This is a genomic window from Moorena sp. SIO3A2, from assembly GCF_010672265.1.
Classification (GTDB): domain Bacteria; phylum Cyanobacteriota; class Cyanobacteriia; order Cyanobacteriales; family Coleofasciculaceae; genus Moorena; species Moorena producens.
Genome location: NZ_JAAHHC010000010.1, coordinates 39,917 through 57,883, shown reverse-complemented (window position 1 = coordinate 57,883; position 17,967 = coordinate 39,917). Strand labels below are relative to the sequence as shown.

Annotated in this window: 28 protein-coding genes and 1 pseudogene; 14 read left to right on the top strand and 15 right to left on the bottom strand. The window is 45.3% G+C overall.

Annotation, left to right across the window (positions count from 1 at the left end; all coding sequences use genetic code 11):
• Nucleotides 1–99 precede the first annotated feature (99 nt).
• The gene (locus tag F6K64_RS13420; RefSeq protein ID WP_131827151.1) at nt 100–1,011 is read left to right on the top strand and encodes a hypothetical protein; all 912 of its coding nucleotides are present in this window, start codon (nt 100–102) and stop codon (nt 1,009–1,011) included.
• A 282-nt stretch (nt 1,012–1,293) separates the two neighbouring features.
• On the opposite strand, the gene F6K64_RS13415 is transcribed toward F6K64_RS13420, so the two are convergent.
• Entirely contained in the window at nt 1,294–2,910 is a 1,617-nt protein-coding gene (locus tag F6K64_RS13415) for a B12-binding domain-containing radical SAM protein (RefSeq protein ID WP_071105792.1), read from the bottom strand.
• Between the two features lie 194 nt (nt 2,911–3,104).
• Between F6K64_RS13415 and F6K64_RS38215 the strand changes: the two genes are divergently transcribed.
• From F6K64_RS38215 to F6K64_RS13395, 5 genes are all read left to right on the top strand, one after another.
• The gene (locus F6K64_RS38215; RefSeq protein ID WP_083374173.1) at nt 3,105–3,182 is read left to right on the top strand and encodes a hypothetical protein; all 78 of its coding nucleotides are present in this window, start codon (nt 3,105–3,107) and stop codon (nt 3,180–3,182) included.
• A 233-nt stretch (nt 3,183–3,415) separates the two neighbouring features.
• The gene (locus F6K64_RS13410) at nt 3,416–5,956 is read left to right on the top strand and encodes a transglycosylase domain-containing protein (protein WP_287265574.1); all 2,541 of its coding nucleotides are present in this window, start codon (nt 3,416–3,418) and stop codon (nt 5,954–5,956) included.
• Between the two features lie 362 nt (nt 5,957–6,318).
• The gene (gene psb35, locus F6K64_RS13405; protein WP_287265573.1) at nt 6,319–6,516 is read left to right on the top strand and encodes a photosystem II assembly protein Psb35; all 198 of its coding nucleotides are present in this window, start codon (nt 6,319–6,321) and stop codon (nt 6,514–6,516) included.
• A gap of 157 nt (nt 6,517–6,673) precedes the next feature.
• On the top strand, nt 6,674–7,684 hold the full coding sequence (locus tag F6K64_RS13400) for a glutathione S-transferase family protein (protein ID WP_287265571.1): 1,011 nt from the start codon (nt 6,674–6,676) through the stop codon (nt 7,682–7,684).
• A gap of 135 nt (nt 7,685–7,819) precedes the next feature.
• Nucleotides 7,820–8,032, top strand: coding sequence for a hypothetical protein (locus tag F6K64_RS13395; protein WP_131827153.1), 213 nt, complete (start codon nt 7,820–7,822; stop codon nt 8,030–8,032).
• Here the strand turns inward: F6K64_RS13395 and F6K64_RS13390 are convergent.
• Both F6K64_RS13390 and F6K64_RS13385 read right to left on the bottom strand, forming a co-directional pair.
• Nucleotides 8,029–8,469, bottom strand: coding sequence for a hypothetical protein (locus F6K64_RS13390; RefSeq protein WP_071105795.1), 441 nt, complete (start codon nt 8,467–8,469; stop codon nt 8,029–8,031). The genes F6K64_RS13395 and F6K64_RS13390 overlap by 4 nt on opposite strands.
• Before the next feature lie 2 nt (nt 8,470–8,471).
• Complete coding sequence (locus tag F6K64_RS13385; RefSeq protein WP_287265569.1) at nt 8,472–8,666, bottom strand: hypothetical protein; 195 nt, start codon at nt 8,664–8,666, stop codon at nt 8,472–8,474.
• A gap of 39 nt (nt 8,667–8,705) precedes the next feature.
• Here F6K64_RS13385 and F6K64_RS13380 point away from each other — a divergent pair, with 39 nt between their 5' ends.
• Nucleotides 8,706–8,948 (top strand): hypothetical protein, encoded by a 243-nt coding sequence (locus F6K64_RS13380; RefSeq protein WP_131827154.1) that lies wholly within the window; start codon nt 8,706–8,708, stop codon nt 8,946–8,948.
• Between the two features lie 43 nt (nt 8,949–8,991).
• Here the strand turns inward: F6K64_RS13380 and F6K64_RS13375 are convergent, their stop codons facing one another.
• The 4 genes from F6K64_RS13375 to F6K64_RS13360 form a co-directional block, all read right to left on the bottom strand.
• Entirely contained in the window at nt 8,992–9,336 is a 345-nt protein-coding gene (locus tag F6K64_RS13375; protein WP_008184220.1) for a HepT-like ribonuclease domain-containing protein, read from the bottom strand.
• The gene (locus tag F6K64_RS13370; RefSeq protein ID WP_008184218.1) at nt 9,323–9,640 is read right to left on the bottom strand and encodes a nucleotidyltransferase family protein; all 318 of its coding nucleotides are present in this window, start codon (nt 9,638–9,640) and stop codon (nt 9,323–9,325) included. Before F6K64_RS13370 ends, F6K64_RS13375 begins: the two co-directional genes overlap by 14 nt.
• Before the next feature lie 514 nt (nt 9,641–10,154).
• The gene (locus F6K64_RS13365) at nt 10,155–10,493 is read right to left on the bottom strand and encodes a DUF433 domain-containing protein (RefSeq protein ID WP_008184209.1); all 339 of its coding nucleotides are present in this window, start codon (nt 10,491–10,493) and stop codon (nt 10,155–10,157) included.
• Between the two features lie 50 nt (nt 10,494–10,543).
• Nucleotides 10,544–10,687: a hypothetical protein gene (locus tag F6K64_RS13360; RefSeq protein WP_008184207.1), complete on the bottom strand. Its 144-nt coding sequence runs from the start codon at nt 10,685–10,687 to the stop codon at nt 10,544–10,546.
• A gap of 149 nt (nt 10,688–10,836) precedes the next feature.
• Here F6K64_RS13360 and F6K64_RS13355 point away from each other — a divergent pair, with 149 nt between their 5' ends.
• Entirely contained in the window at nt 10,837–11,172 is a 336-nt protein-coding gene (locus tag F6K64_RS13355; RefSeq protein ID WP_287265568.1) for a hypothetical protein, read from the top strand.
• Between the two features lie 222 nt (nt 11,173–11,394).
• On the opposite strand, the gene F6K64_RS13350 is transcribed toward F6K64_RS13355, so the two are convergent.
• On the bottom strand, nt 11,395–11,622 hold the full coding sequence (locus F6K64_RS13350) for a hypothetical protein (RefSeq protein WP_287265566.1): 228 nt from the start codon (nt 11,620–11,622) through the stop codon (nt 11,395–11,397).
• Entirely contained in the window at nt 11,597–11,893 is a 297-nt protein-coding gene (locus F6K64_RS13345; RefSeq protein WP_287265565.1) for a type II toxin-antitoxin system Phd/YefM family antitoxin, read from the bottom strand. Before F6K64_RS13345 ends, F6K64_RS13350 begins: the two co-directional genes overlap by 26 nt.
• Before the next feature lie 236 nt (nt 11,894–12,129).
• Between F6K64_RS13345 and F6K64_RS13340 the strand changes: the two genes are divergently transcribed.
• From F6K64_RS13340 to F6K64_RS13330, 3 genes are read left to right on the top strand one after another with little or no spacing between them, the layout of a single operon-like run.
• Nucleotides 12,130–12,363: a type II toxin-antitoxin system Phd/YefM family antitoxin gene (locus tag F6K64_RS13340; protein ID WP_008184190.1), complete on the top strand. Its 234-nt coding sequence runs from the start codon at nt 12,130–12,132 to the stop codon at nt 12,361–12,363.
• Nucleotides 12,353–12,478, top strand: coding sequence for a hypothetical protein (locus F6K64_RS13335; RefSeq protein ID WP_267872028.1), 126 nt, complete (start codon nt 12,353–12,355; stop codon nt 12,476–12,478). Before F6K64_RS13340 ends, F6K64_RS13335 begins: the two co-directional genes overlap by 11 nt.
• Before the next feature lie 3 nt (nt 12,479–12,481).
• On the top strand, nt 12,482–12,667 hold the full coding sequence (locus F6K64_RS13330) for a hypothetical protein (RefSeq protein ID WP_287257204.1): 186 nt from the start codon (nt 12,482–12,484) through the stop codon (nt 12,665–12,667).
• 119 nt (nt 12,668–12,786) lie between these two features.
• On the opposite strand, the gene F6K64_RS13325 is transcribed toward F6K64_RS13330, so the two are convergent.
• From F6K64_RS13325 to F6K64_RS13310, 4 genes and pseudogenes are all read right to left on the bottom strand, one after another.
• On the bottom strand, nt 12,787–12,978 hold the full coding sequence (locus tag F6K64_RS13325; protein WP_287265563.1) for a PIN domain-containing protein: 192 nt from the start codon (nt 12,976–12,978) through the stop codon (nt 12,787–12,789).
• A 421-nt stretch (nt 12,979–13,399) separates the two neighbouring features.
• Nucleotides 13,400–13,612, bottom strand: a pseudogene (locus F6K64_RS13320) (PIN domain-containing protein); the annotation flags it as partial.
• The gene (locus F6K64_RS13315; protein ID WP_008184183.1) at nt 13,599–13,862 is read right to left on the bottom strand and encodes an AbrB/MazE/SpoVT family DNA-binding domain-containing protein; all 264 of its coding nucleotides are present in this window, start codon (nt 13,860–13,862) and stop codon (nt 13,599–13,601) included. The gene F6K64_RS13315 and the pseudogene F6K64_RS13320, both read right to left, overlap by 14 nt.
• A 63-nt stretch (nt 13,863–13,925) precedes the next feature.
• Entirely contained in the window at nt 13,926–14,093 is a 168-nt protein-coding gene (locus F6K64_RS13310; protein WP_287255548.1) for a hypothetical protein, read from the bottom strand.
• Nucleotides 14,094–14,524: 431 nt separating this feature from the next.
• Between F6K64_RS13310 and F6K64_RS13305 the strand changes: the two genes are divergently transcribed.
• From F6K64_RS13305 to F6K64_RS13295, 3 genes are read left to right on the top strand one after another with little or no spacing between them, the layout of a single operon-like run.
• Nucleotides 14,525–14,674 (top strand): hypothetical protein, encoded by a 150-nt coding sequence (locus F6K64_RS13305; protein ID WP_287265561.1) that lies wholly within the window; start codon nt 14,525–14,527, stop codon nt 14,672–14,674.
• Entirely contained in the window at nt 14,628–14,783 is a 156-nt protein-coding gene (locus tag F6K64_RS13300; protein ID WP_287265560.1) for a hypothetical protein, read from the top strand. The genes F6K64_RS13305 and F6K64_RS13300 overlap by 47 nt, the downstream gene beginning before the upstream one ends.
• Nucleotides 14,784–14,969, top strand: coding sequence for a hypothetical protein (locus tag F6K64_RS13295; protein WP_287255550.1), 186 nt, complete (start codon nt 14,784–14,786; stop codon nt 14,967–14,969).
• On the opposite strand, the gene F6K64_RS13290 is transcribed toward F6K64_RS13295, so the two are convergent.
• Entirely contained in the window at nt 14,957–15,178 is a 222-nt protein-coding gene (locus tag F6K64_RS13290) for a hypothetical protein (RefSeq protein ID WP_287255552.1), read from the bottom strand. The genes F6K64_RS13295 and F6K64_RS13290 overlap by 13 nt on opposite strands.
• 215 nt (nt 15,179–15,393) lie before the next feature.
• Nucleotides 15,394–17,958: a tail fiber domain-containing protein gene (locus tag F6K64_RS13285; protein ID WP_008184175.1), complete on the bottom strand. Its 2,565-nt coding sequence runs from the start codon at nt 17,956–17,958 to the stop codon at nt 15,394–15,396.
• Nucleotides 17,959–17,967 lie beyond the last annotated feature (9 nt).

The following is a 17,967-nucleotide window of genomic DNA, read 5'->3' as shown; positions in this document are numbered from 1 at the left end:
ATAACTTTTGAAAAACAAGCTGATAACTAGGATAGCAACTACAGCAACCTGGCAAAAGTTGACGTTTGCAACAGGTCTTTTAATTAGGAGAAGAAATCCGTGATGAAAAAGTTTGGAATTCTGTTTTTTTTGAGCCTTTTTGCCTTTTTATCACAGGTTAACCCAGCTGAAGCACAGAGGAGGAGAAACACTAACGTTACTATCGAGGCAGAGGTGGTAACAGGCTGGAATCGGCTTTTTGGAAAACCAAGATATCGGTGGGACTTCTTGTCTGCTCCCCTGAACTTGGCAGGAGCAACAACAATGGGTATCTACAACCCCAATGGTAAGGAGCCTCTGCCTCTGACTGCTTCGACACGAAAGGATGCTGTTTTGGCATCAATCGTGGATCCTTTCTTGGAAACAATTTTCCCAGTTTTTGACCTTGAAACCACTGACCCTGGGGCTGTCAACGTACCTCTGCGTCAAATCGATACCTGGGTTTCAGGAGATCTCTCCGTACGAACTCCACTGCCATTTCAATTAGATGCTCCGGTAGTTTCTCGCTCTCAGTCTAATCCGGAATCTCCAAATCCGATTACTGTAGCGGATTGGTTTAAGGCTTCTGGACAAATGCAAATTAATTGCGATTCTAGGGGAAACAACAGGGTCAGAGTCCGACTAAACAATCTGATCCCGAATCGGGTGTACACGGTCTGGGCGATGTGGTATACTGCCGATGGCAATATATTCCCGCAACCATTTGGTGGAGTACCAAATGCTTACGTCACCAATAGTCGAGGAAATGCGGTTTTTAGCAGACAATTGAATTTCTGTCCTCCTGAGGCTGCTAAGAAAGGGATTGATGGTAACAGGCTATTATCAATCATCACTCACCTGCACTCGGATCATATTTTATATGGTGCTGTTCCTGTACCACTGGTGGCTGGTCGTCCTCCTGGCACTGTCTTGCACATGCAGCTGGAATGGAATTTTCCAGGAGTTGGGACAAGATTGATTAAAAAACCTTAGACCTAGCAGCATTAGTAAGCTGTTCAGCATTTAGATTGGGATACCTAAATTAATCAAAGGGAACAGGGAATAGGGAACAGGGAATAGGGAATAGGTAATAACCAATTTAAATGGACATCAGCTTATTATCTTGATGCTGTCGAGAATGGGGAGGGGCTGTGTGCAATGGTTTGCGGGAGCACTTCATACACCTCCCGCGCTCTCTCCCCCTCCCCCCACACGCCCCACACTTCCCGCGCCCCCGCCCCACACTTCCCACACTTCCCACACTTCCCACACGCCCTATTCCCCATGCCCTACCCCCAGGGCTGTAGCAGCACCTAAGTGCTTGAGCAAGGTGGCCTGGGGAAGTGGCCCAAGCAGATGACTCCAAGGCAACACTTGCTCTGTTGACCAGTCGGTATAGACGTAGAAGTCTAGTTCAGGTAACTGTCCTCGCAATTGTTTAAAGGCACGGCGGAAACTGCCTAAGGAATCCCCATAATGCCTGGTTAGTTCTAAGAGTTGGGATAAGCGACGATCCCCTCGGGAAATCAGTGCTTGAATTACTGACCAGTTGTAGCTTTCTGGTCGAAAGTCTATGGCTTGCGATCGCAATTTTTTCTGCAATAACTTGAGGCGCTTCTGGGCTTGGGGATTGACACCAAACCACTGAAAGGGTGTATGAGCTTTGGGAACAAAGGTGGAGCATCCGAGGGTTAAGCCTAGACCGGGGGCTGCTCTCTTAATCTGTTCCATCATCCCTACAGTTTCTTCAACATCTGCTATTTCCTCTCCCGGAACTCCTACCATCCCATAGATTTTGAGACGTTTTAATCCCCCTGCTTTAGCATTCACTGCTGCCTGGATAATTTCGTCATTGCTGAGCTTCTTATTAATAATCTCGCGCAACCGTTGTGAGCCACTTTCCACTGCAATCGTAATCGAACGGGTGTTACGTTTAGTTAGGGTTTGGGCAAGCTTTTCCGTTACTGTATTGGTTCGCACTGAGGCAATACTCAAGCGCACATGGTCGTATTGTGGCTGATTTAGGTAATCTAACAACACATCAAACTCGGGATGCTGGGTGACTGATGCTCCCAGTAAGCCAATCCGGTCTGTTACCTTTAATCCCCGTTCTATAGCTGGAATCAAAGAATCGATCGCGCTAGGAGTACGAAATGGTAAAGTGAGGTAACTGGCCAGACAGAAGCGACACATCTCTGGACAACTGCGCACCACTTCTACCATGTAGATGTTTTCCCAAGCCGCTTTTTCGGTGACCACTGTGGAAGCAGACAGGGTATTGCCCCGATAGGTCTGTTTAGATACCGTGGTAGGAATCTGATCAGACACTGGTTGAATGGATGCGATCGCACTCGTTAGGTCATGGTAGGTTACCTGATATAGACTGGGTATATAGACTCCAGGGACTTGGGCCAGATGCTGCAGTTGAGTATTACGTTCAGCAGTGCGAACCTCTTGATAAGCATCGATAAAATTATCTAGCAGGATTTCCCCATCTCCGAGCAAAATCACATCAAAGAAGTCAGCAAAGGGTTCTGGATTAGCCGTTAACACGGGACCGCCACCAAACACTAGGGGATGGCTAGAGTCCCGTTGTGCTGAGTATAGGGGTATCTCCAAAAATTCCAATCCCGCTAAGATATTGACATAATCCAATTCCCATGATATAGAATAACCAAGTAATTCTGGCTGTCTCGGTAATGGCTCATGGTAATCCGTGAACAAGCGGCTGACCATTAGGTCAGGGCGCAAGGCTAGAGATGCCCACACTATCTGATAGCCGAGACTAGTAATACCGATGTTGTATTGATTAGGAAAGGCAAAAATAGTAGGAATAGCATGGTCGTCAGGAGTGGCTGGTGTAAACAGAAGACGCTCGGAGGAAAATACCACAGGGTTTAAAGAGGACGAATAATGTTGAAGAATAGCAAAAAATAAGGTTTAGTTTAATATTTTCATTATGCTTGGTTCATGAGTAAGCATATGGGCTACAGATGGTGCTACTTGAGGTGCCGTCAGCTGTCAGCAGTCAGCTTAATGCTTAAGGGAACGGAGTTGCCGAACTAGCCCGTTTCCTTCAAATTGCTATGGGTTCAGCCAGTGAACTTGAAGATCAGCTGTTACGGGCAGAAGATCTTAACTTAACTATTAGCCAAAGACTATGAATCCCATCCCAGCAGAGGTAACTCAGATTAAACTTTTGCTTACCTGTTTTATTCAAAAGCTGATAGCTGATAGCTGATAGCTGAATGCTTACCTAGTACGTAGAAATCCGGATTTTCCCCAAGCAGAAGGAAAAAAGTGACAGATCCACTAAATTAAGATTTCAAGCCCTAAAATAGACAACAAGTTATAAGACAAAAAGTTATGGCTGCTTTTGTATTGCTAAGGAGTTGATGTGTCAATATTTTCCCCGAAGCCCCAAGATCGACATAGTCACAACCCTCCGAATCCCTCAAAGAAACTGACGGAGAAATCGGATAAGAATGGGAGTGTTGCGTCTAATGATGGCAAGCACCCCTCATCAAAGCCAAGACGGCGGAAGCGGTCGAGGGTAGTTGCCCAAACTCTAAACGGAATCAAGCGTGTATCTACTACGGTTATCAAACCGCTAATCGGACCAAAAGCAATCTATCGTCGCTCCTGGTTTTGGATCGGACTAGGGGTGGGTGGCAGTGCGATCGCATTGGGTTGGGGTTGGCAAAAGCTAGAAAGCTCTCTGCCAGATTCTACTAAGGATGTCTTGACCTATGTTCGAGATGGCACCATCACGATTAAAGCTGCCGACAGCACTATTATCCAGCAAATTGGGCCAGCTAGCCATGAGACCCTCAAGATTTGGGAAATACCCGAAACCCTGATGGAAGCCTTCATTGCTATTGAAGACCAACGCTTTAAAGAGCATAAAGGGGTAGATTCCCAGGGTATTCTCCGTGCTACTGTGGCTAACCTCAAAGCTGGGGGAGTAGTAGAAGGTGGTAGCACGATTACCCAGCAACTCGCTAGAATTGTCTACTTTGATCACGAACGCAGCATCGTACGCAAACTCAAAGAAATGCGCATGGCGCAGAAAATTGAGCAGGATTTGAGCAAAGATCAAATCCTGGAGCGCTATTTAAACTTAGTCTATTTGGGTTCCGGTGCTTACGGGATTGCTGATGCGGCTTGGGTCTATTTTAGTAAACCCGTAAAAGACCTGACCTTGGGAGAAATGGCAACACTGGCGGGATTACCCCCAGCTCCTAGTGTTTACTCGCCATTGTTGGAGGGCAAAATCAATAGCTCTAGGCAAAAAGCAGCCAAAGAACGTCGTGATGTAGTATTGCAGCGGATGTTGGAAAATGGGTACATCTCCCAGGCTGAAGCCGACAAAGCCATGGCCGAGCCCCTGAGTATTAAGGCAAGCCAACCGAAGCGACTGGAGCGTAAAGCCTTTTATTTCACGGAATATATTCAACAAGAATTGCCCAAATACGTTTCCAAAGAAGTACTGGGTAAGAAAGGGCTGACCATTGAAACTACAATTAATTTAGAGTGGCAAGATGCCGCTGAAACTGCTGTCCAAAAGACCATGAAAACCTATGGTCGGTACCAGCGGTTTGGACAAGCTGCACTAGTTGCCGTGGATCCCCGCAATGGTCAGATCAAAGCCATGGTCGGGGGTAAGGATTTTAATGACCTAGATAGCAATAATTACCTCAATCGGGTCACCCAAGCTCAGCGTCAGCCTGGTTCTACATTCAAAACATTCGTGTATGCCGCAGCACTAGCAACAGGGATGTCTCCCTATAAAGGCTACATGGATGCGGGATATATAGTAGATGGTTACGAACCTAAAAACTACAGTGAGAGATTCCGGGGTTCGATCTCAGTGCGGGATGCCCTGATTTCTTCGGTGAATGTGGTAGCCGTCAAAACCCTAGTGGATGTGGGCTGGGAGCCGATTATCAAGCTGGCTCAAAAAATGGGGATTAAATCCAAACTCCATCCCACCTACTCCCTCGCCCTAGGAGCATCTGAGGTAAACCTGTTAGAACTCACCAGTTCCTATGGCACCTTAGCCGCCCAAGGCATTCACCACGATGCTCATGGAATTCGCCGCATTATTGACCAGCACGGTAACGTGATTTACGACCACAAACTCGAGGGTGAGCGAGCTATTGATGCAGAAACAGCAGCCATTGTGACCTGGATGCTCAGGGGTGTGGTTACCGGGGGTACCGGGACAGCGGCTCAAATTGGACGACCAGCAGTTGGCAAAACCGGCACTACGGATGATGCCCGTGACCTCTGGTTTGTGGGCTATATTCCCCAATTAGTAGCTGGGGTTTGGTTAGGTAATGATGATAACAAGCCTACCAGAGGGTCTAGTGCAACTGCTGCTGCCACCTGGCGTCGGTTCATGTTGGAGGTAATCGAAGACTTAGACCGTGAGTCCTTTACTGAGCGCCCCAGGAAGTTATCAGGTCGGGAAGCTACCATTGAAGCTCAGCCGATTAAACCCAAACGAGTTATTAACAAAAAATTTGTTCCCACTACCGTTACCGCTTCCACAACTCGGTCAAGGAGAAGAACTAGTTCAAGACGAGGTAGTTCAACTAGAAGAGCCAGTTCTACACGGCGGCGTAGTAGTCGGGTCAGGGTGTCTAGGAAGAACTCTCAACCCAAACGGTATTACCGTCGCAAAGCTACAACTAAACGGTCTTATCCCCGTAAAAGTACCACCAGACGCTATACGCCTAGAAACACTGCCCCGAGACGGTCAGCACCAGCCAAGCGCAGGTATGCACCAGCACGAGCAAGGCGCAGACCAGCACCAGCACGAGCAAGGCGCAGACCAGCACCAGCACCCAGAGTTGCTCCTAAACCGGTGGCTCGTCCTAAGCCTCAACGCAGGCCAGCAGGAGGTCCGTTAGCTCCCCCAGCAGCTAGAAAGTAGGTATCGAGTAAGCATTCAGCTATCAGCGGTCAGCGGTCAGCGGTCAGCGGTCAGCCATCAGCGGTCAGCGGTCAGCCATCAGCGGTCAGCGGTCAGCGGTCAGCCATCAGCCGTGGGCTTTTGGCCCACGCTGCGCGAACAGCTTTGTGGCACAGGCTTCGACCCTGTGACCTAAGCCATAAGCTGAAAGCTGATAGCTCAATACTGAAAGCTGAAAGCTGAAAGCTGATAGCTGAAAGCTGAAAGCTGAAAGCTGAAAGCTGAAAGCTGATGGCTGAAAGCTGATAGCTGATAGCTTACGGTATCGAAGCCATCAGGCTGGATGGTACCATAACGGAAATACCAGAAAATCTAAACCGGCTATGTATGTATTGATGGAAGCAGGCAGTTTTCCCTTGTGGTTTACCCTAGTGTATGTTGTGGGTTTTGTGGCAGCAGTTGTGATTGGCTCCATTGCCTGGTACAACTCTAAACGTCCTGCTGGTTGGGAAGGGTCAGAAACTCCTAATTGGGTACCAAAGATCGATTCAGAGGATAATTCTAAGGGAGAAGAATCGTAACAGACGTTAGTTTGGTTGGGAAAACCAGAAGATTTGACTGAAAAAGAGCCCTGACTTCAACACGGTAAGTTAGGGTTCTTTTTCAGCACTACTAGGGTAATCAGGCCACTGGTCAGAATTTGTTGGTATCTTAGAGATGTCTTACTAAATTCCGATCATGACCGGAGCTGCTGAAACTAAGAAGAAAGGCAAGTCACTCCCGCCAACACTAATCATCAGGTTGGGAAAATTTGTCTGGACAACTCTCTGGCAAATGATGATGTCTAAGCTGGCTCCACGGAATAATTCTGGAGAGTACATTCGCCCTGCCAGCCAGTTTAGGAATTTTATCGGGACAGAAGCAGAGAATCCTTACCAACCGGAAGCAGGACGCTACTGTCTTTTTGTAGGACTCGGTTGTCCTTGGGCGCACCGCACTCTAGTGGTAAGGGCACTCAAAGGACTCCAAGAGGCAATACCGGTATTCATTGCCTCTCCTTCTTCCAATCAGGGGATTTGGGTATTTAATCAGCAGCAAGAAGGCTGCGACACCCTTCCTGAGCTTTACGAGCTGGCAAAAACAGGCTACAACGGTCGTTGCACAGTTCCAGTGCTGTGGGATAAACAGAGCAAAACCATTGTCAACAATGAGAGTGCAGAAATTATCGTAATCCTGAACTCACAGTTCAATGAGTTTGCGACTAATCCTACCCTAGACCTTTATCCAGAGGAACTGAAGGAAACCATTGATGGGTGGAATGAGACTATCTACCACGCTGTGAATAATGGAGTCTATCGCTGCGGTTTTGCCCAGACCCAAGAGGCTTATGAGAAAGCTTGCGATCAGCTATTCACAACCTTGGATAAGATTGATCGAGCCTTGGAGACCAGTAGATACCTGTGTGGGGATAGGGTAACCCTGGCAGATGTGCGTCTATTTACTACTCTGTTCCGTTTTGATGTGGTTTATTATGGATTGTTCAAGTGCAACCGTTTCAGAATTCAGGACTACGATAACTTAGGCCCCTACCTCCGTGACTTGTATCAGCTTCCCGGAGTTGCTGATACTTGTAGCTTAGAGGATGTCAAGCGGGATTACTACGGCAATCTGTTCCCCCTCAATCCAGGTGGAATTATTCCCAGTGGTCCTGATTTGGCTAGTCTCCTTAAACCTCATGGTCGGGAATAGGGAGTAGGGAGTAGGGAGTAGGGAACAGGGAATCGGGAGTAGGGAATCGGGAATCAGGAATAGTGCGATGCTCCAAAAGAGCCGCTACGCGAACGCATCCAATTTAATCCACACGATAGGGTACCTAAATGAATTGTGATAATTTTTGTTACCTACTCCCTACTCCCGGGTGCATCTCAATGCATGAAATTAGGCAAAAATTCTAATAAAATTCCCACACTCCCCACACTTTCCACACTTCCCTTCTTTTTTACAAATATGAGATGCACCCCGACTCCCGACTCCCGATTCCCGATTCCCGATTCCCGATTCCCGACTCCCGATTCCCGATTCCCTATTCCCTTTTAATACTTAAAAGGATATAATTTTTTTACAGATTGCCGAGATAGAACAACAATCGTTAAAATTCCAATAATTGTGCCAAATGGTCTGAACCAGCAGAGTAGACAAGCTATCATAAACGAAAACCAGTAATTCTGGCTTTTTCTGAGCATATATCCTGAGAGAATGATAGCAAAAGCAAATATTTCTCCAAGGATGAAAAGTATGGCACCAGAAATGACTAGCAAATAGCCAGGCAAGTCCGATGATACATTTCGTGATAACTTAAACCACTCTGATAACTCTCCTGATAAGTCTGCAGGAATTGAGTCAGTTGCGCCAATCATGAACAGACCAAAAGGGATATACAACATTAGTATAAACAGGGAGTAAAATCCAAAAAATCCCCCAAACATGTAGTGAGTCAATGATAATAGTGTTAACTGTTTTTTAGGATTTCTCATAACTATAAATTAGTCGAATTCCCAAACTTCCCAAACTGTCCCAACTTAGCACACCTCCCACACTTCCCTCCAATACTCTCTAGGTGAGCAAAAGCCTGAGTGTGAATGGCGGCAGCTCGATTCAATGCCACAAATTTTCCTAGTTTAACTCCCTGCGTCATCACCGAAAACTCAAAAAACTGTTTTACCTTCACCATCTTTCCTAGCTCGACGCTCCGGCTCAGGAGATTTTTCTAGTGCGATGCTCCAAAAGAGCCGCTACGCGAACGCATTTTGTCCGGTGGGCATTTGTGCTTTGCAACCCCCAACCCTGGCCGAATTCACCTGAGTGCGATCGCACTACAGAATGCGATGCTCCAAAAGAGCCGCTACGCGAACGCATTTTGTCCGGTGGGAAAAGCTGGTTTCCAACCCCAAATTCTGCCCAAATTCACCGGAGTTGGGCATTGGTGGGCATTGCCCATTTAATTGATCCCTGAACAATTTTGATCTTTCTGAGCAATGCCCACCCTAGGATTGTTGTCAACGTTCCTCCTGAATCACCCTTTCCAATTGCTCAACCAGTGGCACTAAATCATTCGTCACCGTTTCCCAAACAATATCTAAATCGATAGAGAAATAAGCATGGGTCAAACGATTTCGCATCCCAATCATCACTGCCCAAGGAATATCAGCATGTCTCCCCCTACATTCAGCTGAAATTCTACCCGCTGCTTCCCCAATAATTTCTAAATCTTTGACAACTGCCAACACCAACATCCTATCCTTAGCTAAATCCTCTCTCATCTTTCCAGACATAAAACCGAGAGCTTCTCTTGCTGCATCCTGCATATGGTGCAAGCGAGTTAAATCGTCAATTGCTGTCATACTGCACCATCGCCTCAGCCATCACTCTGTCTCGAAAATAAATACTTAATTCCTTAGGAGTTCTTAAATCAATCTTTCTCCCTTCTACTAGTTCTGAAAGTTCTATTTCCATACTGGCTAACGTAAATAAACCAGGGGTTTTGCCTGGTTCAAATTCTACTAAAAAATCCAGATCACTCTCCGGTGTAAAATCATCCCTCAACACTGAACCAAATAAAGACAATTTGCGAATATGATGACGCTGGCAAAATTGCTCTATTTCTTCCTTGGGAATCTTAATTGGTAACACCGGGCTTTCACTCATTTCTCTTCTGGATTTTTATCAGGTACAAGATATTATTATAAAGCAGTTGCTAGGAGCAGGTTTATCTATATCCTAGCAGCTTGTAGGGTGGGCATTGCCGGTTTGCAATTCCCAACCCTGCCCAAATTCACCTGAGCAATGCCCACCAACCAGGGTACCCATACTGGCCAAATTCACCTGAGCAATGCCCACCAACCAGGGTACCTATACCCGGTTTCCAACCCCCAACCCTGGCCAAATTCACCGAAGCTTTGCCCACCCAAAGATTTAAGGGTATTGGTGGGCATTGCCCATTTAATTGCTCGGCGTTCAATAATGATCTTTATCAGCAATGCCCACCCTACAATTCTATGATTCTAAGAGTACCGGAAGTTTTTTGTAGGGTGGGCATTGCCGCTTTCCAGCCCCCAACCCTGCCCAAATTCACCTGAGCAATGCCCACCAACCAAGTACTGGTTTGTACAGTCGCAGTTGAGTTTGATAGATATGATCAACATTTTCATCCAGTAGATACTTAATGGTCATTTCCCTTCTTGATCGCTTCTCGTTCAGCCTTGAGTTGCATGAGCTTGACCACAACTGGGGAAGGATTTTGCTGCTGTTGTTCTAGCATTTTACGACCATGGTCTAACCAATTAGTGAGGTAAGTACTCACAGTTTCTTGGTTATGCAGGTAATAGAGAATCGTAGCATAAATTTGCTCTAGTTCCAGGGTTGGATAACTTTGGGAAATTTCTTCAGGAGTACGTTGACGATGGATGAAATCATAGAGGATGGTTTCAATTCCTACTCTTGTGCCTCTGACTCGGATATCATTAGGAGCAAGAAAAACAAAATAATCTTCCAGTTGCATGATCGCTCTGAGAACTCTGTTGTTATCTTGATCCTACACAAGAAGCAAGATTACACATTTGGTAGGGTGGGCATTGCTGGTTTCCAACCCCAAATTCTGCCGGAATTCACCTGAGCAATGCCCACCAATGGTTGATAGCGATCGCATTTTGTCGGGTGGGAAAAGATTATTGGGTATTGGTGGGCATTCCCCATTTCATTGATCGGGGTTCAATTTTGATCTTTATCAGCAATGCCCACCCTACAATTATCTCAATTCTCAATTCTTCATTCTACATTATTTTTGGTATTGGTGGGCATTGCCCATTTCATGGTTCGGGGTTCAATTTTGATCTTTCTAAGCAATGCCCACCCTACAATTATCTCAATTCTCAATTCTTCATTCTACATTATTTTTGGTATTGGTGGGCATTGCCCATTTCATTGATCGGGGTTCAATTTTGATCTTTCTAAGCAATGCCCACCCTACAATTATCTCAATTCTCAATTCTTCATTCTACATTATTTTTGGTATTGGTGGGCATTGCCCATTTCATGGTTCGGCCTTCAATTTTGATCTTTCTAAGCAATGCCCACCCTACGATTATCGCGACTCAATTCTTAATTCTCAATTCTTCATTCTACATTATTTTTGGTATTGGTGGGCATTGCCCATTTCATGGTTCGGCGTTCAATTTTGATCTTTATCAGCAATGCCCACCCTACAATTCTAAATTCTAAATTCTAAATTCTAAATTCTAAATTCTAAATTCCTAATTTTTCTGAGGTGATAGACTTAGGGTAGAACAGTGAACCTGGATTTTAGGACGTAGTTCAATCGTCATTACAGTCTTTATTGCTTGATTATCGGGGGCGACTATAAAGGAAAATTTTCCTTGGTGATCGTCTATAATTTCGATAGATTATATTAATTCAAAGCTTAGGATTGCTTTGGACTCTCCGGCAAGCTTTAGCTCTATTTGGATAGATTCAGCAATGGTATTAACCCCAAACTTGAGACTGGTATCTGAGGTATCTGTTACTTCGTAGCACCAATAACCATCCTGAGCTCGAACAGTTTGAGGTTCAGTGCAGAATAACTCTATCAAGGCAAGTGAATCCCAGTCACTCTGTAGTTTGATTGTTTCCACAAGAGCCTACCCGAACCTGGTTGAACACTTGATCAGGATTAATATCTAAAGCCTGTATTTGATACTTCTGACGAAATTCGGCCAAAGTTGCCCCAAATCCTAAATTCTCTGATAAATTCTCTGATCTCAAGCGTTGATACTCCCTGAGGGACAACACAATCGCTACAGGTTTACCCCGGCGCGTAATCTGTACCGGCTTACCCTGTTCGGCATCATGGACAATTTCAGCAAAGCGTACGCGAGCTTCCGCTAAGTCGTATCCTTCAGACATTTTTCGGGTTTTTAGCTATAGGGCTATAGTTGATGGCTATAGTCTAGCTAAAACCCTAGTGCGATGATCCTTTGGAGCCGCTACGCGATCGCATTTTGTAGCTTTTGTCGGGTGGGCATTGCCGGCTTCCAACCCCCAATCCTTCCAAAGTATCCCTATACTAGAGTAGGTGTAGCTAAATAAATTAGCTTGGAAGGCAATCCCGGACGCAAAGCATAAAGCAGTGAGGTAAGCTGATGGTTTGGAGAATTGAAGAGGCACAGCAAAAGTTATCTGAACTGATCACTGCTACAGCTACTGAGCCTCAGTTGATTTACGACCACAATCAACTGGTGGCGGTGGTGGTAGAGGCTCAGACTTTTCAAGAGTTCTTGGCTTGGCGTCAACAGTGTCAAAAGCCCTCAATAGCCGAGGCTTTCGCTCAATTGCACCAGCTTTGTGTAGAAGAAAACTACACTCTTGAAACGTAAGTATTCAGCCGTCAGCTATCAGCTATCAGGCACTTTAACTGCATGGGGTCGGATTAGTGCGATGCTCCAAAAATGGGCATTGGTGGGCATTGCCCATTTAATTGATCGCCGTTAAATCATGATTGAACGGCGCAATGCCCACCCAAAAATTCGATTGCCGATTGCCGATTGCCGATTGCCGATTGCCGATTCCCGATTCCCGATTGCCGATTCCCGATTCCCGATTCCCGATTCCCGATTCCCGATTGCCGATTCCCGATTGCCGATTGCCGATTGCCGATTCCCGATTCCCGATTATACTTGACCCCTGCTTGGGGATTGGTGGGCATTGCTCATTTAATTGATCCCTGAACAATTTTGTTCTTTCAACAGCAATGCCCACCCTACGATTCTCCCGACTAAATTCGCGCATTCGCGCATTCTTTAGAGCTTATCTACCCGACATTGGGTTAACCCTTGAGCTTTTTTAGCAAATTTCTGATCAAAGGTGTAAAACTCTGAACAATGCTGACTCAGGGCTAAATGAAAGGCATCAGCAAAATCTAAACCATTTTCATGCCATTGAATAACTTGAGCCATCAAGCTAGGGTTGCTAAGATGAACATTGGTTGACACTCCCCGCCCTGGAAGGACGGGGATTCTTGCTTCAACGAGGTGACTTGTTTAACCAGGCCGGAGCCAGGAAAAATAGAGGTCTCCTCTCCACAAGCGTATTTGGTCTATGACCTAGGTTTCGGTGTGCCCCACCGTACCTAAAATAGTTAACAACAAATTTAGATGAACATTTTTTTTGATCTTAGACTTTCATAGACGTTCAAATCGTTAGATTTGATTATGCAACATGATTATCTCTTAACATGTTTTTTGCATTGTCTACTTATTCAAGATCATGTTTATCTAGAACATTAATTGTTTTTTTGTTATGTTTTTATATTAACACGGTGCCGGAAAACTGTCAATACATAGATGCTCCTTTGGAGCCGCCAAAGGCGAACAAAAAAAAAGCCGTCCTGTAAGGACGGGGCTTTAGACCCAAAATTTTTGGTAAACCAAAAAGATTTCTCAACCCTTGACAGATAGCGGCGGGTTTGAACTTATAAGCAAAACGCAAAACCCATTCCGTTTCTAGAATTACCGTATCTGCAATAAAAACCTCTTGCTTCCTGAAAATCTCTACACTCTTGTTGAACTGTAACTGATCATCCTGAGTCAATAGCCGAACAACCACATTCGTATCAACAGCGATCATGCCATAACTCCTCTATCCCTTGCCGAATCGCCTCATCCATATCCTCAAGACTTTTAGGAGTGCCGTCATACTTTAAACAACCAGCCACTTGATTTAATAGTGTTTCTGGAAAAGGGTTTTTCGGTTTTAAAAGAATCCCATCTCCCGTATCAATTGCGATTAACTCAAGACCTGTTTCCCAGTCATGAGCATCTCGCAGAGACTTAGGAATAATAACTTGACCTTGACTCAACAATTTTGTCGTTTCCATAACCTAAGCATTCAGGGGTCAGCTGTCAGCCGTGAGCCTTGGACCCACGCTACACCGAACAGCTTAACATAAACCTCGTTCCCGTAGCGTGGCCATTTCCGTAGTGCGTACGCATTTTGTAGCATTCTGTAGGGTGGGCATTGCTGGTTTCCCACCCCAAATGCTGCCGGAATTAACCTGAGCAATGCCCACCAACCAGAGCACCCATGGATTTTTGGTATTGGTGGCCATTGCCTATTTAATTGTTCGCCGTTCAATCATGATCATTTTGTAGGGTGGGCATTGCCTGTTTCCCACCCCAAATGCTGCCGGAATTCACCTGGGCAATGCCCACCAACCAGAGCACCCATGGATTTTTGGTATTGGTGGCCATTGCCTATTTAATTGTTCGCCGTTAAATCATGATCATTTTGTAGGGTGGGAAAAGCCTGTTTCCAACCCCCTATGCTGCCGGAATTCATCTGGGCAATGCCCACCAACCAGAGTACCCATGGATTTTTGGATATTGGTGGCCATTGCCTATTTAATTGTTCGGGGTTCAATCATGATTGTAATTAACAATGCCCACCCTACGATTCGATTCCCGATTCCCGATTATGATTGGATATTGGTGGCCATTGCCTATTTAATTGTTCGGGGTTCAATCATGATTGTAATTAACAATGCACACCCTACGATTCTCAATTCTTCATTCTACATTCTTTTGGGTATTGGTGGGCATTGCCCATTTAATTGTTCGGCGTTCAATCATGATCTTTATCAGCAATGCCCACCCTACGATTCGATTCCCGATTCCCGATTCCCGATTATGATTGGGTATTGGTGGGCATTGCCCATTTAATTGTTCGGGGTTCAATCATGATCTTTATCAGCAATGCCCACCCTACGATTCGATTCCCGATTCCCGATTCCCGATTCTAATTGGGTATTGGTGGGCATTGCCCATTTAATGCCTCAGCGTTCAATCATGATCTTTATCAGCAATGCCCACCCTACAATATATCTCCCGATTCCCGACTCCCTCGGTGCGCTTTCCGTAGGCGAATTAAATTCGCCACGGGTCGCACCGCTCCCGATTCCCGATTCCCTACTCCCTACTCTACTTGAGCACCAACTACCTCCGATGGCTGAGTGTTGTTTTCGGCTGTATCAGTTGGTTCCCCTAAGGTTTCTTCCAGTACCTGAATTGCGCCACTAATGCGGAGTAAGGTTTCTCGGAGGTTAGCTTGTTTCGCTTCTAGTTCCGCTAGCATTTTTTGACCAGCTTCATATTCGGATTTTAGGGATTGTAAGCGTTGTTCGAGTTTTTCTTTCATGGTTTAGTTTAATCAGTAAGTAAAAGGTATTTCTAGGTAAAAATCGTGGTCAATAAACTATGGATATTGGGTTGGTTGGGCATTGGTGGGCATTGCCCATTTCATTGATCGGTGTTCAATAATGATCTTTATCAGCAATGCCCACCCTACGATTGTTGTTGTTTGGTTGGGCTTTCAATCCCATCATTTTACCCTACCTCCCAATCTTGCTCAACTTAGTCATCTGACACTAGTTGATTTAGTTGAAGTTCCAATTGATTGATCCGTTGTTCATAGTTGCTGCTCTTGTGAGCCATATCTTTGATAACTTCAACTAAGTACATACTGATTTTTCGGTAATTAATTGCTTCAGGTAACCCCTGTTGGTCGTAGTAAACAAGTTTGTTAAGACCAATCTCGTGAAGCTCTTCAGCAATGTATCCAATTTCCCAACGATTGGGATGGTTAGGTCGTGTATAAGTCTTGGGTTCTACTGTCAAAATTTTAGAAAAATCGTCTTCCAGAGAAATGATATTTTCCTTCGATCTAGCGGAAGAATTGTCGTAACATATTTGTTTAGTACTGTCATCCCACTGCACATTGCGATCATCACGATAAGGTAAAGACCCAACATATAAACTGTTTGTAATTGAGACACTGCCGTGGACTTTTAAATAATCCCAGAGCTTAACTTGCCTTCCCACTGATGTACCACTCCTTCCCAGAATCATCAGAGCATCGTGGTTGGCGGCATTCTCAATAGCAGCATAACCATCAGCATTTCCTATTCCAGTGTGGTTATGATTAGTTTTTGTAAAGTAAATATCTGAATTACCTGCACGAATCTCACCATCTACCAACAGATTAGGTGTGCCAATCAAATGAAAGCTCTCATCATCTGTAAATCTTGCCCAAACTTTATTACTTTCCTCCGGTTCCCTGATTTCTAGATTCTCACCATTTCTGGCTATTTCCCAATCATTTGTTGAAGGTCTGAAGGCATCCTTTGCCCTAACAATTCCATCTACAATTAGTTCTCCATTACCTTTTGGTATAAGGTTAATATCCTGATCAGTATTACTTCCAATCGCTTCGATCCGATTGTAGCCAATTCCAATCCCTTGGGTGAGATTTTGGGCGTAGAATGCCCCGATATCAGCATCTGCGTTGTTATGGCTGGCTCTAACTCTCAATTCACCGCTTTCCACATGAAGCTTCTTGCTCGGTCCAGTTATCCCGATACCAAGGCTACCTGCAAAGGAAGAGTTGCCTGTACCTTTGACAGTCAAACCACCATTGGCTGCTGTGGTTAACACCATTCTCTCATTAGTGCCATTAGTATCTCTCCAGGAGTGGTTGCCATTGGCAGCATAAAATAAAGTCTGACTATTGATACCCAGTCCGTATCCATCCCAAAGTTGCAATTTTAGGTTGTTGGTAGTGTCACTATTTGTAAAGACAATTTGTTGAGCACCATCGAGTTGAATCTCGCCTGCGCTAACCGTCAACTTCCCTTGTACTTTTAATTTCGATGAACCTGGATCTGTTGTGCCGATACCAAGGCTACCTGCGAAGTAGTTATCTCTAGTACCTCCAAACCATGCAGAATTGTCTGCACTGCCAGTCCATCCATCATGCTCTACAAATAAACGAACTGCTTCCCCTTCGCTTCTGACTTGGAAGATAGGCTCACCAGCATTGGGATTGGATTGGACTCGATAGACTAAGCCGGTTGCCCCTTGAGTACCGTCACCGCGATGATTATTGCTATTGGGAGCTTCCATCAGCAGAGTACGCTCACCAGAGGTGTTGCTGCTAGCACTAAAGCTGCCAGTGACAGTTAAATTCCCTTGTACTTTTAATTTTGATGAACCTGGATCTGTTGTGCCGATACCAACCTTGCCTGCGAAGTAGTTATCTTCAGTACCTCCAAACCATGCAGAATTGTCTGCACTGCCAGTCCATCCATCATGCTCTACAAAGAAACGAACTGATTCCCCTTCGCTTCTCACTTGGAAGATCGGGTCACCGTTATTGGGATTGGATTGGACTCGATAGACTAAGCCGGTTGCCCCTTGAGTACCGTCACCGCGATGATTGTTGCTGTTGGGAGCTTCCATCAGCAGAGGTCGCTCACCAGAGGTGTTGCTGCTGAAGCTTAAACTTCCATTTACTGTGGTATCACCAGTGACACTCAAATCCCCATCAATAACAACCAAACTACTGGCACTATTACCACCAGAACGCAGGGTCGGTCCAGTGATTGCACCACTATCCAAATTACCACTAGGCAAACGCACTCCAGAATACTCGCGTACACTGAGATCAGGAGTCACATTACCGCTGCCATCAATTGCCAGCTTTGTCAGAACAATCGAGTCCTCAGGCACATTTCCCAGGGTAGCAACTTGGATATTGGGCTTTTCGTGCCAGCGCCTGGCACCACTGCTACCCAAACCTCCATCAGTTGTCTGATCCGATTGTTCTTCTTGATAGGAAATAACTAAGTAAACTTCCTGATTTTTGTGGGCACTGAGATCAATTGGCGGAGAGTTTGTACTCAGAATAATCTGTCGGCCTTGACTGTCAAGAGCCGTACCAGGTTTGACAATCACCTGATTAGTAGCAGTCTCAAGAGTCAAACCATCACAAATGCCCGAAACCCGGAGGAATTGGTCTAGGCGGCGCTGTCGGTCAATATGATATTTTTGTTCATCAATAAAATCCTGGTCTTTTAAAAACTCACCGTCGAAGTAGCGTACTCGCTTGTCAATGTAAGGATACTGAGTATAATCTGCCATTTTAATTCT

What these genes read in the sequence shown, in the direction of transcription:
- F6K64_RS38215 (WP_083374173.1), top strand. Translation starts at nt 3,105, where the DNA reads ATGGGTTCAGCCAGTGAACTTGAAGATCAGCTGTTACGGGCAGAAGAT.
- psb35 (WP_287265573.1), top strand. Translation starts at nt 6,319, where the DNA reads ATGTATGTATTGATGGAAGCAGGCAGTTTTCCCTTGTGGTTTACCCTA.
- F6K64_RS13400 (WP_287265571.1), top strand. Translation starts at nt 6,674, where the DNA reads ATGACCGGAGCTGCTGAAACTAAGAAGAAAGGCAAGTCACTCCCGCCA.
- F6K64_RS13390 (WP_071105795.1), bottom strand. Translation starts at nt 8,469, where the DNA reads ATGAGAAATCCTAAAAAACAGTTAACACTATTATCATTGACTCACTAC.
- F6K64_RS13385 (WP_287265569.1), bottom strand. Translation starts at nt 8,666, where the DNA reads ATGGTGAAGGTAAAACAGTTTTTTGAGTTTTCGGTGATGACGCAGGGA.
- F6K64_RS13375 (WP_008184220.1), bottom strand. Translation starts at nt 9,336, where the DNA reads ATGACAGCAATTGACGATTTAACTCGCTTGCACCATATGCAGGATGCA.
- F6K64_RS13370 (WP_008184218.1), bottom strand. Translation starts at nt 9,640, where the DNA reads ATGAGTGAAAGCCCGGTGTTACCAATTAAGATTCCCAAGGAAGAAATA.
- F6K64_RS13365 (WP_008184209.1), bottom strand. Translation starts at nt 10,493, where the DNA reads ATGCAACTGGAAGATTATTTTGTTTTTCTTGCTCCTAATGATATCCGA.
- F6K64_RS13360 (WP_008184207.1), bottom strand. Translation starts at nt 10,687, where the DNA reads ATGGGGAATGCCCACCAATACCCAATAATCTTTTCCCACCCGACAAAA.
- F6K64_RS13355 (WP_287265568.1), top strand. Translation starts at nt 10,837, where the DNA reads ATGCCCACCCTACAATTATCTCAATTCTCAATTCTTCATTCTACATTA.
- F6K64_RS13345 (WP_287265565.1), bottom strand. Translation starts at nt 11,893, where the DNA reads ATGTCTGAAGGATACGACTTAGCGGAAGCTCGCGTACGCTTTGCTGAA.
- F6K64_RS13340 (WP_008184190.1), top strand. Translation starts at nt 12,130, where the DNA reads ATGGTTTGGAGAATTGAAGAGGCACAGCAAAAGTTATCTGAACTGATC.
- F6K64_RS13330 (WP_287257204.1), top strand. Translation starts at nt 12,482, where the DNA reads ATGATTGAACGGCGCAATGCCCACCCAAAAATTCGATTGCCGATTGCC.
- F6K64_RS13315 (WP_008184183.1), bottom strand. Translation starts at nt 13,862, where the DNA reads ATGGAAACGACAAAATTGTTGAGTCAAGGTCAAGTTATTATTCCTAAG.
- F6K64_RS13310 (WP_287255548.1), bottom strand. Translation starts at nt 14,093, where the DNA reads ATGGCCACCAATACCAAAAATCCATGGGTGCTCTGGTTGGTGGGCATT.
- F6K64_RS13305 (WP_287265561.1), top strand. Translation starts at nt 14,525, where the DNA reads ATGCACACCCTACGATTCTCAATTCTTCATTCTACATTCTTTTGGGTA.
- F6K64_RS13300 (WP_287265560.1), top strand. Translation starts at nt 14,628, where the DNA reads ATGCCCACCCTACGATTCGATTCCCGATTCCCGATTCCCGATTATGAT.
- F6K64_RS13290 (WP_287255552.1), bottom strand. Translation starts at nt 15,178, where the DNA reads ATGAAAGAAAAACTCGAACAACGCTTACAATCCCTAAAATCCGAATAT.
- F6K64_RS13285 (WP_008184175.1), bottom strand. Translation starts at nt 17,958, where the DNA reads ATGGCAGATTATACTCAGTATCCTTACATTGACAAGCGAGTACGCTAC.